This is a genomic window from Streptomyces sp. NPDC018045, assembly GCF_044327445.1.
In the GTDB taxonomy this organism is placed as follows: Bacteria; Actinomycetota; Actinomycetes; order Streptomycetales; family Streptomycetaceae; genus Streptomyces.
The window spans coordinates 438,033-453,707 of record NZ_JBIRFL010000003.1; the positions used below are offsets into that span (position 1 = coordinate 438,033).

11 protein-coding genes, 1 tRNA gene and 2 pseudogenes are annotated in these 15,675 nt (G+C 71.8%); 9 read left to right on the top strand and 5 right to left on the bottom strand.

The genetic code is table 11. The features are described from left to right. Positions 1-173: 173 nt before the first annotated feature. The 3 genes and pseudogenes from ACH4EB_RS09515 to ACH4EB_RS09525 all read right to left on the bottom strand — a co-directional run bounded on the left by ACH4EB_RS09515 (position 174) and on the right by ACH4EB_RS09525 (position 3,557). Entirely contained in the window at positions 174-1,142 is a 969-nt protein-coding gene (locus tag ACH4EB_RS09515; RefSeq protein WP_398346803.1) for a DUF5926 family protein, read from the bottom strand. 928 nt (positions 1,143-2,070) lie between these two features. Further along, positions 2,071-2,661: pseudogene (locus ACH4EB_RS09520) on the bottom strand (ATP-binding protein); the annotation flags it as partial. A gap of 53 nt (positions 2,662-2,714) precedes the next feature. Further along, the gene (locus ACH4EB_RS09525; protein ID WP_398346804.1) at positions 2,715-3,557 is read right to left on the bottom strand and encodes a glycerophosphodiester phosphodiesterase; all 843 of its coding nucleotides are present in this window, start codon (positions 3,555-3,557) and stop codon (positions 2,715-2,717) included. 287 nt (positions 3,558-3,844) lie between these two features. On the opposite strand from ACH4EB_RS09525, the gene ACH4EB_RS09530 reads away from it, so the two are divergent. The 3 genes from ACH4EB_RS09530 (at position 3,845) to ACH4EB_RS09540 (ending at position 8,448) form a co-directional block, all read left to right on the top strand. Beyond that, positions 3,845-5,581, top strand: coding sequence for a trypsin-like peptidase domain-containing protein (locus ACH4EB_RS09530; protein WP_398346805.1), 1,737 nt, complete (start codon positions 3,845-3,847; stop codon positions 5,579-5,581). Positions 5,582-5,622: 41 nt separating this feature from the next. Continuing rightward, positions 5,623-5,710, top strand: a tRNA-Ser gene (locus ACH4EB_RS09535). A gap of 764 nt (positions 5,711-6,474) precedes the next feature. After that, entirely contained in the window at positions 6,475-8,448 is a 1,974-nt protein-coding gene (locus tag ACH4EB_RS09540) for a DNA/RNA helicase domain-containing protein (RefSeq protein WP_398346806.1), read from the top strand. 100 nt (positions 8,449-8,548) lie between these two features. Here the strand turns inward: ACH4EB_RS09540 and ACH4EB_RS09545 are convergent, their stop codons facing one another. After that, positions 8,549-9,508 (bottom strand): bifunctional DNA primase/polymerase, encoded by a 960-nt coding sequence (locus ACH4EB_RS09545; protein WP_398346807.1) that lies wholly within the window; start codon positions 9,506-9,508, stop codon positions 8,549-8,551. A 253-nt stretch (positions 9,509-9,761) separates the two neighbouring features. On the opposite strand from ACH4EB_RS09545, the gene ACH4EB_RS09550 reads away from it, so the two are divergent. The 5 genes from ACH4EB_RS09550 to ACH4EB_RS09570 all read left to right on the top strand — a co-directional run bounded on the left by ACH4EB_RS09550 (position 9,762) and on the right by ACH4EB_RS09570 (position 14,243). Further along, positions 9,762-10,907: a bifunctional MaoC family dehydratase N-terminal/OB-fold nucleic acid binding domain-containing protein gene (locus ACH4EB_RS09550; protein ID WP_398347065.1), complete on the top strand. Its 1,146-nt coding sequence runs from the start codon at positions 9,762-9,764 to the stop codon at positions 10,905-10,907. Beyond that, on the top strand, positions 10,904-11,332 hold the full coding sequence (locus tag ACH4EB_RS09555; RefSeq protein ID WP_398346808.1) for a MaoC family dehydratase: 429 nt from the start codon (positions 10,904-10,906) through the stop codon (positions 11,330-11,332). The genes ACH4EB_RS09550 and ACH4EB_RS09555 overlap by 4 nt, the downstream gene beginning before the upstream one ends. Then, positions 11,329-12,495, top strand: coding sequence for a lipid-transfer protein (locus tag ACH4EB_RS09560; RefSeq protein WP_398346809.1), 1,167 nt, complete (start codon positions 11,329-11,331; stop codon positions 12,493-12,495). The genes ACH4EB_RS09555 and ACH4EB_RS09560 overlap by 4 nt, the downstream gene beginning before the upstream one ends. A gap of 130 nt (positions 12,496-12,625) precedes the next feature. Next, positions 12,626-13,486, top strand: coding sequence for a DUF1906 domain-containing protein (locus ACH4EB_RS09565; protein ID WP_398346810.1), 861 nt, complete (start codon positions 12,626-12,628; stop codon positions 13,484-13,486). Positions 13,487-13,709: 223 nt separating this feature from the next. Continuing rightward, positions 13,710-14,243: a SigE family RNA polymerase sigma factor gene (locus tag ACH4EB_RS09570; RefSeq protein ID WP_398346811.1), complete on the top strand. Its 534-nt coding sequence runs from the start codon at positions 13,710-13,712 to the stop codon at positions 14,241-14,243. Positions 14,244-14,361: 118 nt separating this feature from the next. On the opposite strand, the gene ACH4EB_RS09575 is transcribed toward ACH4EB_RS09570, so the two are convergent. Beyond that, entirely contained in the window at positions 14,362-15,201 is an 840-nt protein-coding gene (locus ACH4EB_RS09575) for an MOSC domain-containing protein (protein ID WP_398346812.1), read from the bottom strand. Positions 15,202-15,335: 134 nt separating this feature from the next. On the opposite strand from ACH4EB_RS09575, the pseudogene ACH4EB_RS09580 reads away from it, so the two are divergent. Next, positions 15,336-15,581, top strand: a pseudogene (locus ACH4EB_RS09580) (fatty acid--CoA ligase); the annotation flags it as partial. Positions 15,582-15,675 lie beyond the last annotated feature (94 nt).

Sequence of the window (15,675 nt, forward strand, 5' to 3'; positions counted from 1 at the left end):
CCCGGTCGCTGGCGACGGGGGATGCACCAGCGACCGGGCTCCTAGAACGGTAACAAGAGATCCGCGGTTCGCAAATTCGATCGTGGAATTCCGGACGCGTATTTACCGGTCGGTACGGCGACTTGTGACCGGAGTCACGCCCGACGCCCCGCTTCGCGCCCCGCGCGTCACGCTCAGCTCAGCGTCACCTGACGGTTGGTGAGGCCGCTGCGGGCGCGGCGCTCCTCCGGCGTCAGCGGAGTGTCCGTGGTGAGCGCCGTGGCGAGCCGCTCCCCGAAGGCGGCGGCCGACTCGGCCACGTCGGCGGCGCCCATCCCGGAGGGCAGGTCCCAGACCGGCACGACCAGACCGTGCGCGCGGAACGACCCGACCAGACGGGTGCCTTCACCCAGCGAGGACGTACCGGCGGCGTGCAGCCGGGCCAGCGCGTCCAGCAGCTTCTCCTCCGGGTGGGCCATCACCCAGCGCAGGTGGTTCTTCTCGGGCGTCTCGCACCAGTAGGCGCCCTCCAGGCCGTCCAGCCGGGCGGTCGGGATGGCGGCGGCGTTCGCCCGCTCCAGGGAGGCGGCGACCTCGCCGGTCGCGTTCTCGGCGTCCTCCACCCAGAACTCGAAGCCGCTGTGCACCTGGGGCTCGAACGGCGCGGCCGGGTCCAGCAGGTCCTGCAGACGCGGGCCGTCCGCGGCGGCGCGCTCGGCGGCGACCGGCGTACCCGGCTCGACGGCCAGCGCGCGGCGCAGCGTGTCCGCGAGGTCGCGGCTGAGGTCGCCCGACGCGGTGTCGTTCTGCAGGCCGAGCAGGACGGCGCCGTTGTCGCGGCGCAGCGCGGGCCAGGCCATGGGCAGGACGGTCGCCAGTGTCACGGACGGCACGCCCTCGGGCAGCCCGTCCTTGAGCTTCAACTCGACCGTGGCGGCGGGCACCAGCTCGCGCAGCGCCACCCAGTCGCACTCGCCCTGGAGGCCCTCGAAGGGGCGCTGCACCAGCTCGGTGGCGGCGTGCGCCGCGCTCCGGCCGTGGCACGCCTTGTAGCGGCGGCCCGAGCCACAGGGGCAGGGCTCGCGCGGCCCGACGACGGGAATCTCGCCGTCCTTGATCTGCGGTGCTGCGGCCTTGGTCTGGGGACGGCGCTTCTTGGCCATGGCGAGGCTTTCTCCTGGTCGTTCCTGGGCGTACGGACGCGTTCCGGCGCGAGCCTAGACGACTGGGACCGGCCCCACGCCGCGCGCTGCGGCCCACGGCCGCGCACTGCCCGGGATGGGGACGGAACGGTTCCCCGCCTGCCGCCTCCGCCGCGCAGACCAACGGAATTGGTCCCGCGCGACCGCTCGCCGCCGTACGGCCGCGTCGGCGCCCCGGACGGCGGGGGTACGGCCCGGACGCGCACGGGCAACTGCCGGGCGCGTAGGCGGGGCGGACGTGGCGGCGCGGGCCGGGGCCGGGCGGGCCTCGGCCCGGTCCGTGGCGGGGGTTCGCAGCCCAGCTTCCAGGTTGCTCCCGGGGATGTCCTCTGGGCTGCCCTCAAAGAAGCTCCCGGGATGCCCCCGAGATGTCCCAGGCTGTCCCGTGGCCTGCCTCGCGGCCCGGCCCCCGGGCTGTCGCGTGGCCCGGCCCGCGGGCTGTACGCCCGCCTCAGTTGGCCGAGCGGTCGAACTCCACCAGGGACAGCTCCGGCGGCCGGGCGGCCGTGTCCGCGAGGGCCGGGCCCTGGCCGATGGCCGCGTCCCGCCCGGTCCTGGCGCTCTGCCGGAGGGCCGCGCCGCGCCCGCCGGCGGTGGCCGGTTCCGCCACGGGAGCCGGTTCACCGAGCCGGAGCGCCGGCTCACCGAGCCGGGGAGCCGGCTCACCGAACCGGAGGGGCGGCTCCCCGCCGAGCTGGAGTGTCGGTTCACCGAGGCTGGGAACGGGCTCGTCGCGGCGGATGGCCGGTGCCGGAGCCCGTTCCGGTGCTGGGACCCGATCCGGCGCCGGGGCCCGGTCGGTGCGTCGACGGCCGGTCCCGCGTCCCTGCGGGACGCCGTTCGAGCGTCCGGGAAGCGCGCCGCCGGAGAAGTCGGCGGACAGCTCCACCGGGAGGTCGACGCGCGTAGCGAACGTGCTGCGGAGGCCGTGCGAGGCGAGCAGTGCCCAGACGGTCACCTCACCCTCCGCGTCCTCCACGCCCCATTCCTTGGCGAGGGACCGGATGATCGCCAGCCCGCGGCCGCCCCTGGCGGTGACCGACGGAGTGGCCGGTTGTGGCCGGGTCGGGCCGCCACCGTCGGTGACCGCGATGGTCAACTGGCCGTGCCCGTCGATGCGCCACGCCGCGCGTATCGCGTCCGGCGTCGCGTCGGGGGCCGGGCCCCGTACGGAACCCGGCGCCTCCAGCACGCATATCGGACGCGCATGCCGACACGAATTGCTCAGCAGTTCGGAAAGAATGAGTACCGCATCGTCGACGACCGTGTCCTGAACACCGCTTGCCAGCAGCTCGGCACGCATGCGCCGCCTGGCCGCCCCGACCCCCGACGGACCATGGGGTACGGCCATGACCGACGCCGTCGGCACCTCTTGTGCCACCATCAACGCCACCCCCGAGACCTCCTTCACCCCACGCCACGAGATGGATGCCCCAATGGCCTGGACCGGAAACCGGCCAGGCCAGGTGCGGTGACGCACTCGCGACGATCGGACACGGGCCGAGTGCGCCGGTGCACTCCCCGTGACGGCCGCTACTCCAGGCCCAGTTGGGCTCGTACCTGTTTGGGGCGGTTCGTGATGATTGCGTCCACTCCCAGGCGTTCACACAGCTCGACATCCGCCTCATCGTTGACGGTCCAGACGTGCACCTGGTGGCCCGCGCGGTGCGCCTTGGAGACGTAATCGGGATGCGCGCGCAGGATCCGGACGCCGGGCCCCGCGATGCCCACACCGGGCGGCAGCCGCCCGTCGCGGTGGCGCGGCGTCAGGAACTGCATCAGATAGACACCGGGGATGTCGGGGGCCGCGGTCCGCACCCGGTGCAGCGACCGGGCCGAGAAGCTCATGACGCGGACGGGCGGCGGCCCCTCGGCCGATGCCCTGGTGTGGCCGAATCTCGCCAATAGGGCGACCAGCCGCTCCTCCACCTGGCCGGCCCAGCGGGTGGGGTGCTTGGTCTCGATGGCCAGCTCGACGCGGCGGTCGGCATCGGACACGAGTTCGAGAAGTCGCTCCAGGGTCAGGACGGACGTGCGCTCCGGGTCCTCGTGCTGGCGGTCCGGCGCCTCCCAGGTCGCGTCCTCGTCCTCCTTCCAGGAGCCGAAGTCCAGCGCGGCCAGGTCGGCCAGCTCCAGGGCGGAGACCGCGCCGCGCCCGTTGGAGGTCCGGTTGATCCGGCGGTCGTGGACGCAGACGAGGTGGCCGTCGGCGGTGAGCCGTACGTCGCACTCCAGCGCGTCGGCGCCGTCCTCGATCGCCCTGCGGTAGGCGGCCAGAGTGTGTTCCGGTGCGTCCTCGGACGCGCCACGATGGGCTACGACGGAAATGGGGGAGGGGCCCGGGGTGCGGTCCCGGAGCGGGTACGCGGTGGTCACCGGGTTATCGTGCCATCGCCCGCGAGAGGGACGCCTTGTGCGCTACCTGATCCGCATAACATCGGATGCGCCGTTTTTGTCCGGCATAAAGGATGGGGGGAGAGTCACAGCCTCGGCTTACGGCGCCCTGACGCGTGGTGGGAAAGGCTTGCACCTGTGACAGTCGCCGGTACTGCCTGCCCGTCGCCCGTACGCCAGGGTCCTACGCCGCATCCTGGACACCGGACCGCATCCCAAGGAGAGGCCGGGCCGTGGCCCGGCACCGTCGCGAAGCTGAGGAGAGAGCCGTGAGCACCGAGAACGAGGGCGCCGCCGTCCCGCCGGAGGCCCAGCCGCCGTCGGCGCCCCAGGCGTCGGACAGCGCACCCGAGTCCGGTGCGCGTCCTTCGGACGGCGCGGGTGTGCGGGGCGCGGCGGGCACGCCGGAGTCCCCCGACGCACCGGGTGCCCCGGGGGCGCACGACGCGCCGGGCGCGGCGGAGGCGCACGACGCGCCCAGAGCAGGCTCCGCGCCCGCTTCCGCGCCGGTTCCCGCCTCGACCCCGCCGTCCGCGCCCCCGCCGCCGGAGTTCGCGCCGACGGCCGGTCAGGCGGGTCCGGCGGACGGCGCTCCCGGCCGCACGCAGCAGATCTCCCGGCCGACGGACCCGCAGGACGGGCCGCACGCGGCAGGCGGCCCGCACCCGGCCCACCAGCCGCACCCGGGCGCCCACCCCTACCCGGGCGGCGAGGGTGCCCCCTCCCACGCCGCACACCAGGCCACGCCGCCCCCGTACGCGACGGCGGCACACGGCGCCTCCGCGGGCGGCTGGGGCGGCCCCCCGCCCGGTTACGGAGGCGGCGGCGCGGGCGGCCCGGACGGCGTGTGGGGCGCCCCGGGCGCGCCCGCGCCCAAGAAGCGCCGCGGCGGCGGCCTGGTCGCCGCCGTACTCGTCGCCGCCCTGGTGGCCGGCGGCATCGGCGGCGGCATCGGCTTCTGGGCCGCCAACCGCGACGACGCGAACTCCACCACGGTCTCCGCCTCCGGCGACCCCGAGGCGCTCAACCGCAAGCCCACCTCCGTCTCCGGGATAGCGCAGAAGGCGCTGCCCAGCGTCGTGACGATCGAGGCGCAGGGCGCGACCGGCGAGGGCGGCACCGGCACCGGCTTCGTCTACGACAAGCAGGGCCACATCCTCACCAACAACCACGTCGTCGCCAGCGCCGCCCAGGGCGGCAAGCTGACCGCCACGTTCTCCAACGGCAAGAAGTACGACGCCGAGGTCATCGGCCGGGCCCAGGGCTACGACGTCGCCGTCATCAAGCTCAAGAACCCCTCCGACGCCGACCTCGTCCCGCTCCCGCTCGGCAAGTCCGCCAACGTCCAGGTGGGTGACGCGACGATCGCCATCGGCGCGCCCTTCGGCCTGTCCGGAACGGTCACCACCGGCATCATCAGCGCCAAGAACCGCCCGGTGGCCTCCAGCGACGGCGGCGGTGCGACCCCCTCGTACATGAGCGCCCTCCAGACGGACGCCTCGATCAACCCGGGCAACTCCGGCGGCCCCCTGATGGACGCCACCGGCAGCGTCATCGGGATCAACTCGGCCATCCAGTCCGCCGGCAACGGCGGTGGCGGCTTCGGCGGCGAGAGCCAGACCGGCAGCATCGGCCTCGGCTTCGCCATCCCGATCGACCAGGCCAAGCGGGTCGCCAACGACCTGATCAAGAAGGGCCAGCCGGTCTACCCCCAGATCGGCGCCCAGGTCCTGATGCGGGACACCGGCGACGGCGCGACCATCGCCCCGGACGGCGGCGCCGGCGGCTCCGCCTCGGTCACCCCGAACGGCCCCGCCGACAAGGCCGGCCTGAAGCCCGGCGACACGATCACCAAGCTCGACAACACCATCATCGACAGCGGCCCCACCCTGATCAGCACCATCTACCAGCACAAGCCGGGCGACAAGGTGACTCTCACCTACAAGCGCGGCGGCAAGGAGCGCACCGCCCAGGTGACCCTGGGCCAACGCACGGGCGACAAGTGACGCGCTAGTCTGATCCCCGCGCACCGTCCACCGGCGCGCGGGGAGGCTTGCCCGAGCGGCCTAAGGGAACAGTCTTGAAAACTGTCGTGGGGTAACCCCCCACCGTGGGTTCAAATCCCACAGCCTCCGCCGAGGCCAGCGAAGTAGCTGGTCAGAAGGGGCGCCCGAGCGAATCGGGCGCCCCTTTCGCGTATGTGCTGTCACTCTCCGTATCGCTGCTGCCTCGCTGGGGACCAGCCCATGTGGGCCAGACGTGGATGGGAACTTTGGGCCCCGCGTAGGGCCTGCTCGTTCGGCTGGGCCCGCGTGCGGCCTGCCGGGGCGCCCTCCTACTGGCCGTGCCTGAGTCCTTCAACGGCTTTCAGAAGCGGCCCGGTTCGAGGCAGATGCGAGCAGCCCGGTACTGTTTCGTCCAAGCCCTTTCTCAAGCTTCATCTGCCCTACCCGATACGCGGGTTCGGCTTTCCGGCGGAGTCGCCGGGAGGCACTCCCCGCACCGGCACGGGCGGGCCATTGCTGAGAGAGGAAACCTCTTGGACACGGAGAAGTGCACCAAGCGGCGGGCCGTTTTGCGGCCCGTCGGGCAGGCCCTGGTCAAGGTGAGCGTCTACGTACTCGGACGGCTCATCTGCTCTTGGCTCGACCTGTAAACGAGGAAGGGCACAGCGTCGGCCGACGAGTACGCGTCGGCCGGCGTGTCCTCACCGCTTCGCCTCCGAGGGGTGGGAGCGGTTCGGAGGCGGGGTGCATCTTGGACGACATCGTGTCCGGCACCGCCTGACGTCAAACGCAACAGGCAGTTGTTCCGGCCGGTGAAAGCTGTTGACACTTTGGCCACTTGCGGTACTCATTCACCCACCTGGTCACTAGCATCACTGCCGTCAAGCGTGTGAATGTTCGAGACGGACGGTCGACGGCGGAAGCAGGTAGGCGAGATGGCTGGCGGGGGCACTTGGTCGGAGCTGGAAGCGTTCTGGCCGGCTGAGGAACTGGTGCGGGATCGGGAGCGCCTCATCCCCAAGATCGTGGCCTGCTACAAGGCGGCGCACCCCAAGGGGAAGCAGCCCTCCGAGAGCGAGATGACGTCGTGGCGGGAGAGCGTGTACGAGGTGGCCACAGCGCTGGCCGATCTCAGGCTCGGGCAGGTGTACGTGTTCGTGGAGTACCGCGTCCATCCGGCGATGAACCCGATCGATGTAGTGCTCGCCGGCAGGCACCCGGACGGTGGGCTGAGCTTCGCCGCGATCGAATTGAAGCAGTGGGCCGAGGTGGAGCGTCCTGACTCCTCGAAGACGACGGTCGGGCTTTGCGGCCCGTGCAGAAAGTCCACTGCGGGCTCGCTCTGTGGGGACTGCGCGGTAGAGCGGGTCTTCGCACCGTGCTACGGGCAACACAAAAAGCACCCCGCCGTGCAGGTCAGGGACAACCTTGATGCACTCAGGCGTCATCACAGCATGTTCGACGACCGGTACGTGCACCTTGCGGGAGCCTCGTATCTGCACAACCTCAAGAACCTGCAGTCCCAGTGGATCAGTATGGTACGGCCTGTCCCGGACATCCCGACGTTCACTGCTCGTCAGCCGGACGATCTTCGCAAGTTTCTGCAGAAACGTTTCACTCCTGCGATGGACGCTGAAGCGGCACAGGAGCTCCTGGCCCGGCGTCGCTCGGGTGCGCTGCTGACGTCCGAAGTCGGGGGCATCGTCAACGGCTACACGAAGTTCAGCTTGCTGGAGAAACAGCGCGAAGCTGTGGACGGAATCATGGCCTCGGTTCGGAAGCCGTCGCCTGGTGCGAAGAAGGTGTACGTCGTCAGCGGGAGGGCGGGTACCGGGAAGTCTCTGGTGGCACTGACACTGCTGGGCGAGGCTCTCAAGGGTGGAGCCGACGCGCGCTTTGTGTCAGGGGGCGTGGCTTCCCGGGAGAACTTCAAACGCGGCGTCAGAGGGAAGGGAAAGGCCTTCACGACCTTAAACCAGGTCGCTGACAAGGTGGGGCACGACCAACTGGATTTGTTGCTGTGCGATGAAGCGCACCGGCTCACCGAACGCCCGATGACGGGCTCGTTCTCCATGCGCCCGGGCGAGTCGTCGGTGTCCGTGATCGTGACGCGGGCCAAAGTGCCTGTGTTCTTCATTGACGGAGACCAGAGGCTGTTCGCAGAGGAAGTTTGGAGCGAAAGCGGACTCATAGAAGCAATACAGAAGTTGCGAGCGGAGGTCGTGCCGATCCATCTCGACCGCGCGCTTCGGGCGGTCGGAAGTTCCACTTACGACACGTGGGTGCAGCGGCTGCTGATCGGTGACCCGCTGCCGTGGAATCCGGATGCTGATCACGAGCCGGAACCGTTCGAGCTGTACTACGCCGACAGCGCAGCGCGGATGGAGAAATTCCTGCAGTCGAAGATGGACGCGGGGGCGAGTGCCCGGATGACCGCCGGGCTGTGCTGGAAGTGGACCGACGACACGGGCACAGCGCCGGACGTCGCGCTGGAGGGCGGCTGGTCGCGGCCGTGGAATGCCGGCGACAACCACCCGACACCTGGTGTGCCGAAGCGCCGCTTCTGGGCCACGGATCCGGGAGGGTTCGGGCAGATCGGTTGTGTCCACACGGCTCAAGGGCTCGAGTACGAGTGGGGCGGTGTCATCATGGGCCCCGACCTCACCTGGACCGGGACGGCTTGGGCTCTGGACCGTGAGCATGTGCACAGCAAGGCCAGCCGGATTCGCTCTGACGAAGAATTGGCGAAACGAATCTGCAACGCCTACGGGGTCCTCATGACGCGCTCCATTCGCGGCACGGTCCTCTACTCGGTGGATTCGGATACCCGACAACTCTTCGCCGATCTCGGCATTCCCAAGATTTGACGTCTTCATGTTCCGGCGGGCGGCCAGCCCGCATGCCCATGGCAACTGCACCCCCGGGGTGGTCGGGTCGGGGAGAGAGACATGGTCCGGACGCACCGGCTCAGTGCCGGGCCGCCGAGGCGATCGTCGCGCGGGCCTCGCGTTCGGTGAGGCCCGTTTGGAGGGCGGCGGTCGTCAGGGCGGTGGCCATCTCCTGGCCCAGGCCCGACTCGTAGGCGCGGCAGGCGGCCCAGAAGAGGCGGGCGTTGCGCTGGCCGTCCGGGGAGGTGCGGACGAAGCGGAGCAGCGCGGGGGCCGGGTTGGGGTGCGGGGGAGGCGAGGGCAGGGCGGACGGGTGGTGGAGCGCGTGGGGGTGGGGGTGCGGCGGTGTCTGGGGAGGGAGGAGGGTGATCAGCGGAGTCGGGGCCGGGGCCGGGGTCCGTGGGGTGCCGGGGGCGAGGTAATAGGCGCCCCGGGACGTACGGGAGCCGGGGCCGACCAGGTAGCCGCCGGTGCCGCGGATGTCGATGCCCGGGGCCAGGCGGCCCGCGGAGTTGGGTACGGGCGGGGCCGGCGGGCCGGCGAAGTACAGGTGGCGGCCGCCGCTCGGGGTGTGGACCGTGACGGTGGGCGGCAGGGCGAAGTGGTGTTCCGCGGCGAGCAGGCGCAGGGCGGTGAGGCCGTCCGCGCCGTTCTTGGTGTCCAGGTCGATGCCGATGAGGTGGTGCGGGGGGACACCGCAGGCGATGCCGTACGCGGTGGCCCAGGGCGCGGCCGCGAAGAGGCGGCGTACGGCGATCGGGTCCGAGGTCGCGTCGTGGATGCCGTGCCCGGGGCGGCCGCAGGCGCCGCGGCAGGGGGTGGGGGACGGGTCGGCGTGGTGGGGGGAGCGTACGGCGGGGAGTTTGGCGCGGGTGAGCGGGATGACGGAGTAACCGCGGCCGGCCGCGACGAGGGCGTGGGTGAGGGCGGCGGCGTGGTCGTCGCCGTGATGCCGGGCGGTCCGGGGGCTGTGCCGGGCGGTGCGGGCGGCGGGGTGGGAGGGATGGCTTCCGGTGGCGGTGAGGTGGGGAGAGGCCATGGCTCCATTTTCGTATGCGCGTTCGATTCAGGGAAGGGGGCAGGGGGGCTTGGCCGGGAAAGGTCGGAAAAGTACGGGCGGCCGGTCGTGGGGACCGGAGGTCTCGGCCGGCCGGTGCCATGGCGCTCTTGACTCGGGACGGTTCCTGACCGACAGTCAGGAACTCTTCGTTCGTTCCCGTGGAGGCCGGAGTGGGGGCGAGAACATGGCTGATGAGGTGGCCGAGCGTACGGCCGAGGACGCGTCCGTGAGCATGGCCCCAAGCGCGGGGAACGCTGCGGGCACCGCGAACGGCCCTGCGGACGGCACCGCGGACGGCCCTGCGGACGGCCCTGCGGACGGCACCGCGGGCCCCGCGAACGGCCCCCCGGACGAAACCGCGAGTGACGCCCTGCACATACGGCTGAAGACCTTCGAAGGACAGGCCGCCGTGACGGCCGGGGTCGGCAAGGACCCTGTCAACGAGCCGATGATCCGGCATTGGTGCGAGGCCATGGGCGACACCAGCCCCGCGTACCAGGGTCCCGGCGCGATCGCCCCGCCCACCATGTTGCAGGCGTGGACGATGGGCGGCCTCTCCGGGCACCCGGGCCGCTCGGCGGCGCACGAGGCGCTCTTCGCCCTGCTGGACGAGGCCGGCTGCACCGCCGTCGTCGCGACCGACTGCGAGCAGGAGTATCTGCGCCCGCTGCGCCCCGGTGACCGCGTCACCTTCGACTCCGTCATCGAGTCGGTGTCCCCGCGCAAGACGACGAAGCTGGGTACGGGGTACTTCGTCACGACGCGGATGGACGTACGGGCGGACGGCGAACCGGCCGGGACGCATCGTTTCCGCATCCTCAAGTACGCCCCCGCCGGGCGCCCGGAGCCGGACGCCGGACAGCCGTCATCAGGGGCCGGCCGTACGAGCCGCCGCCCGCGCCCCGTGATCAACCGGGACAACGCCGGGTTCTGGGACGGAGTCGCCCGCCGCAAGCTGCTCATCCAGCGCTGCGCGGACTGCGCGACGCTCCGGTTCCCCTGGCTGCCCGGCTGCCGGACCTGCGGCGGCGAGGGCTGGGACACCGTGGAGGCCGCCGGTTCCGGCACGGTCTTCTCGTACGTCGTGATGCACCACCCGCCCTTCCCGGCCTTCGACCCGCCGTACGCGGTCGGGCTGGTCGAACTGGCGGAAGGCGTACGGATGGTGACCGATTTGGTCGGGGTGGCGCCGGAGGAGGTGCGCATCGGGATGCCCGTACGGCTGGAGTTCCGGTCCGTGGACGAAGAACTGGTGCTGCCCGTCTTCACCGGGAAGCAGGCATGCGGCGGAACGGAAGGAAGCCACGAGGCGGACGGGCGGAAGTCATGCGGTGGAACGGAAAGAAGCCATGAGACGTTACGGAAAAGGAAGCCATGAGGCCCGGTGACGAACTGCCCCCGCTGACCGTCCCCGTCACCCGCACCCTCATCGTCGCGGGGGCCGTCGCCTCCCGTGACTACCAGGACGTGCACCACGACACCGAGGCGGCCAGGGCCAAGGGCTCCCCTGATGTCTTCATGAACATCCTGACCACGAACGGCCTCGTGGGCCGCTACATCACCGACGTCTTCGGCCCCCGCGCGGTGCTCCGCAAGGTCGCGATCCGGCTCGGGGCACCCAACTACCCGGGTGATGTCATGGTGTTACGCGGGAAGGTCCTCGCCGTGGACGGTGCCACGGTGGACGTACGGGTCGTGGGCACCAACCGCCTCGGCCACCACGTCACCGGCACGGTGACCCTCACCGTCCCCGCCCCCGGCCCTGCCCTCGCCCAGGAGGCGGCCCAGGAGGCCACCCCATGAGCCTCCGCCGCGCGGACACCCTCGGCGGCCGGGCGGCCGTCGTCGGGATCGGTGCCACCGAGTTCTCCAAGGACTCCGGCCGCAGCGAGCTGAAGCTCGCCGTCGAAGCCGTCCGGGCCGCCCTGGACGACGCCGGGCTCGGCCCCGGCGACGTGGACGGCATGGTCACCTTCACGATGGACACCAGCCCGGAGATCACCGTCGCCCAGGCGGCCGGCATCGGCGAACTGTCCTTCTTCTCCCGCGTCCACTACGGCGGTGGCGCCGCCTGCGCCACCGTCCAGCAGGCGGCCCTCGCGGTCGCCGCCGGGGTCGCCGAAGTCGTCGTCTGCTACCGGGCGTTCAACGAGCGCTCGGGCCGCCGCTTCGGCGCCGGTGTGCAGCGCCGCGAACCGTCCGCCGAGGGCGTGGCGCTCGGCTGGAACCTGCCCGCGGGGCTGCTGACGCCCGCCTCCTGGGTCGCCATGGCGGCGCAGCGGTACCTGTACGCGTACGGGCTCACCACGGAGGCGTTCGGACAGGTCGCGGTCGTCTGCCGACGGCACGCCGCGCGCAACCCCGCCGCGTTCTTCCACGGCAGACCGATCACGCTCGCGGACCACGCGGCGTCCCGCTGGATCGTCGAGCCGCTGCGGCTGCTCGACTGCTGCCAGGAGACGGACGGCGGCCAGGCCCTCGTCGTCACCTCGCTCGACCGGGCCCGCGGCCTGCGGCATCCGCCCGCGGTGATCCGGGCGGCGGCACAGGGCGCGGGCCGCGCCCAGGAGCAGATGACCAGCTACTACCGGGACGGCCTGACCGGTCTGCCCGAGTCGGCCGTGGTGGCGCGGCAGCTCTGGCGGACGAGCGGGCTGCGTCCGGCGGACATCGACGTCGGCATCCTCTACGACCACTTCACGCCGTTCGTGCTGATGCAGTTGGAGGAGTTCGGTTTCTGCGCGCCGGGCGAGGCGGCGGATTTCGTCGCCGCGGGCGGCCTGCCGCTCAACACGCACGGCGGGCAGCTCGGCGAGGCGTATCTGCACGGCATGAACGGGATCGCGGAGGCGGTACGGCAGCTCCGCGGCACCTCCGTCAACCAGGTGCCGGGCGCCGCCGGTGTCCTGGTCACGGCCGGTACGGGCGTGCCGACCTCCGGGCTGGTGCTGGGGGCCGACGGCTGAGGGCCCGTGTCTCACCCCGGCCGAACCCTCTTCGAACACCGCCCCGGGAAAGCACCCAGACGGTTGAATGCGTGCGGCTGCTGGCGTGTCCGGCGCGCGGCGCAGCGTGGCCGCACTTTGACTCCGGGGTATGGGATCGACAAAAAGGATCATCCGACGGGGCGCCTCGCGCCCCACCGTCCTGGCCGCGGCCCTGACCGGGCTGCTCGGTGTACTGGCCACGCTCCTCGCCCCGGCCGCCGGCGCGGAGCCCGACCGGGCCGGACCACGCGGCCCGAACGTGTTCCAGGGCTGGGCGTTCGACACTTGCAAGACGCCCCCGCAGAGCACCCTGCAAGCCTGGAAGGCGTCCAAGTACCGCGGCATCGGCATCTACTTCGGCGGGCGCGGCCGGGCCTGCCCCAACCAGCCGAACCTCAGCCGCGACTGGGTGCGCGCCGCCCACAGCGCGGGCTGGCGGCTGCTGCCGCTGTATGTCGGCTCGCAGGCGCCCTGCGTCGTCAACCAGCACAAGCGCAAGGTGACCATCGGCAGCCGTCCGGTCCAGGCGGGCACGAGCGAGGCCCAGGACGCGGTACGGCGCGCCAAGGCGCTGGGCATCGCCCCGGACAGCGCGCTCTACCTGGACATGGAGGCGTACAGCCTGCGCGACGCGGCCTGCACCCGTAGGACACTGGACTTCATCCGGGCCTGGAACCGGGAGACCGTCCGCCTGGGCTACGTGCCCGGCTTCTACAGCAGCGCCGACTCCGGCGTACGGCACATGGAGCGGGCGCGGCAGGCCGGTACCCGGGACCTGCCGGCGGTGATGTGGTTCGCGCGCTGGCACACCAAGCCGAACCTGTACGGCGAGCCCGAGCTGTCCGGCACGGCGTGGCGTCCGCACCGCCGGATCCACCAGTACGCGGGCAACGTCGCCGAGACGTACGGCGGGCGCAAGCTGGTCATCGACCGCAATCAGGTGGACGCGCCGGTCGCCGTGATCAGGTAGCCCGGTGGGACGGACCGGTCGGACGGCCGGACCGGACGGGGCCCCGGAGCAGGGGCCCCGGAGCCGGGCCCCTGCCGAAAGTGGGAGGGTGACCCTGACGAGGGACGAGGGGCCGTCCGCCTTTAGGAGGTAGGGCCAACCCCACCTGTACAACTTGAGAGGGAGGGGCCTTCGGCACCTGGGGGCGATCCGCTTCGGCATCCCGCGCTTCTAGCGTTGGACCATGACCACGCCAGTGTGCATCAGCGCCTCCCGCGCCGCTGTGTTCCCGTCGTTCTCGTCCTACGTACGGGCCCGCGGGCCGGTGCTGCTGCGGACCGCCCGCTCGCTCACCGCCAACCCCAGCGACGCCGAGGACCTGCTGCAGACCGCGCTGACCAAGACGTTCGTGGCGTGGGAGCGGATAGAGGACCACCGGGCGCTGGACGGCTATGTGCGCCGCGCCCTGCTGAACACCCGCACCTCGCAGTGGCGCAAGCGCAAGGTCGACGAGTTCGCCTGCGAGGAGATACCCGAGCCCGACCCGGTGCCGGCGCCCGACCCGGCCGAGGCCCAGGTGCTGCGGGACGCGATGTGGCGGGCGGTGCTGCGGCTGCCGGCGCGGCAGCGGGCCATGGTCGTGCTCCGCTATTACGAGGACCTGAGCGAGGTGCAGACGGCGGAGGTGCTCGGGGTCTCCGTCGGTACGGTCAAGAGTGCGGTCTCCCGGGCCCTGGCCAAGCTCCGCGAGGACCCGGAACTGTCCGTCGCCGCGTAGGACACCTCCCCCGCGCACACGGACCGCCTCCGTGTGCGCCCGCCCCCGCCCGGCTCACCGGCGCTGGGCCCGGGCTCACACCATCAGTACGGCGCCGGGCCCTGCCGGGCCCGGGCTCTCACGTCAGCCGTACGGCGTCCCCCTGCCGGATCCGTCCCGGCCGGACGACCTGCGCGTACACGCCCGCACACGGCTGCGGCCCCATGCCCTCCCTCGGCACCACCCGGTTGTGGCGCGCGGGCACCCGCAGGGCGTCCGGGTCACGCGGGAGCCTGCCGTGCTCCAGCGTCGGTACGGCGCAGCGCGGTGTGCGGGCCACGATCCGGAGGGTGAGGTCGTCGCCGATGCGCAGTTCGCGGCCGGGCCAGTCGTTCTCCACGAAACCGGCGGCCTCGGTGCGGATCACGATGTTGGGGCGGTAGCGCTCGGCCTCGACGGTGGTGGCCCGGGGACCGAGTTCGGTGATCCGGTCGAGGGTGGCGCGGGTGATCAGGTGCAGTGGCGCGTAGTCGAAGAAGGTGCCGGGCGGGGCCTGGGCGCCGATCTCCAGGGTGTCGTGGTCGACCCGGGCGTCCGTTCCGGCGTCCAGCACCTCTTCGGGGTGGGAGCGTTCGAGGGTGGCGCCGTCGGGCCGGGTGCCGGTCAGGGTGACGGGCTGCCCGAGGTGCGCGGAGAGCGTCCTGTCCACGTGCGCGTCGGTGGACCGTACGGTCCGGCCGGAGGGGAGCGTGATCCGTACGGCACCGTCGATGATCTCGGCCCGCAACTTCAGCAAGTCGCGCCACAATCGGGGGTTCTTGGCGCTGGCGACCTGGCCGGATGTCTGGTGCACCAGGGCGAGCGCGCGGTCCCCGGCCAGCCCGCGGGCGTCCGCAGTGGCGTCCGGAACCTCCTCACCCAGCAGTGATTTCACCGGATATCGCCACAGCGTGGTCACCGTTCCCACCATCGTCCCCATGCCTCCAGGCTGCCACGACCGTAGTGTCCGAGACTCCTGATTTCTCCGTGCGGGGGTGACATACCGCGTGGTACGGAGACAGAATCGGCGCGCAACCCTACCCGCGCGTAACCCGGTCCTTCGGGAGGCCCCCGGTGCTGAGCACGATGCAGGACGTACCGCTGACAGTGACCCGCATTCTCCAGCACGGGGCGGGGGTGCACGGCTCCTCCGAGGTGGTGACGTGGACCGGGGAGCCGACCGGGCCGCACCGCCGCACCTTCCGCGACGTGGGCCTGCGCACGGCGCAGCTCGCCCACGCCCTCCACGACGAGCTGGGCGTCCGCGGCGACGAGCGGGTGGCCACTCTCATGTGGATCAACGTCTCTGTTGCACGTGCAAGCTGTAGAGCGGCGTAAGCGCAGGTCAGAGAGGGTAGGTACGGAGCGCCTCCGGCTGTAGTGCAGCCGGAGGCGCTTCTTTGCATGGCGGCGA

Excerpts from the sequence above, each read along its gene's own strand:
- ACH4EB_RS09570 (WP_398346811.1), top strand. The coding sequence starts at position 13,710 with ATGACCACGCCAGTGTGCATCAGCGCCTCCCGCGCCGCTGTGTTCCCG.
- ACH4EB_RS09575 (WP_398346812.1), bottom strand. The coding sequence starts at position 15,201 with ATGGGGACGATGGTGGGAACGGTGACCACGCTGTGGCGATATCCGGTG.
- ACH4EB_RS09540 (WP_398346806.1), top strand. The coding sequence starts at position 6,475 with ATGTTCGAGACGGACGGTCGACGGCGGAAGCAGGTAGGCGAGATGGCT.
- ACH4EB_RS09545 (WP_398346807.1), bottom strand. The coding sequence starts at position 9,508 with ATGGCCTCTCCCCACCTCACCGCCACCGGAAGCCATCCCTCCCACCCC.
- ACH4EB_RS09560 (WP_398346809.1), top strand. The coding sequence starts at position 11,329 with ATGAGCCTCCGCCGCGCGGACACCCTCGGCGGCCGGGCGGCCGTCGTC.
- ACH4EB_RS09550 (WP_398347065.1), top strand. The coding sequence starts at position 9,762 with ATGGCCCCAAGCGCGGGGAACGCTGCGGGCACCGCGAACGGCCCTGCG.
- ACH4EB_RS09565 (WP_398346810.1), top strand. The coding sequence starts at position 12,626 with ATGGGATCGACAAAAAGGATCATCCGACGGGGCGCCTCGCGCCCCACC.
- ACH4EB_RS09515 (WP_398346803.1), bottom strand. The coding sequence starts at position 1,142 with ATGGCCAAGAAGCGCCGTCCCCAGACCAAGGCCGCAGCACCGCAGATC.
- ACH4EB_RS09555 (WP_398346808.1), top strand. The coding sequence starts at position 10,904 with ATGAGGCCCGGTGACGAACTGCCCCCGCTGACCGTCCCCGTCACCCGC.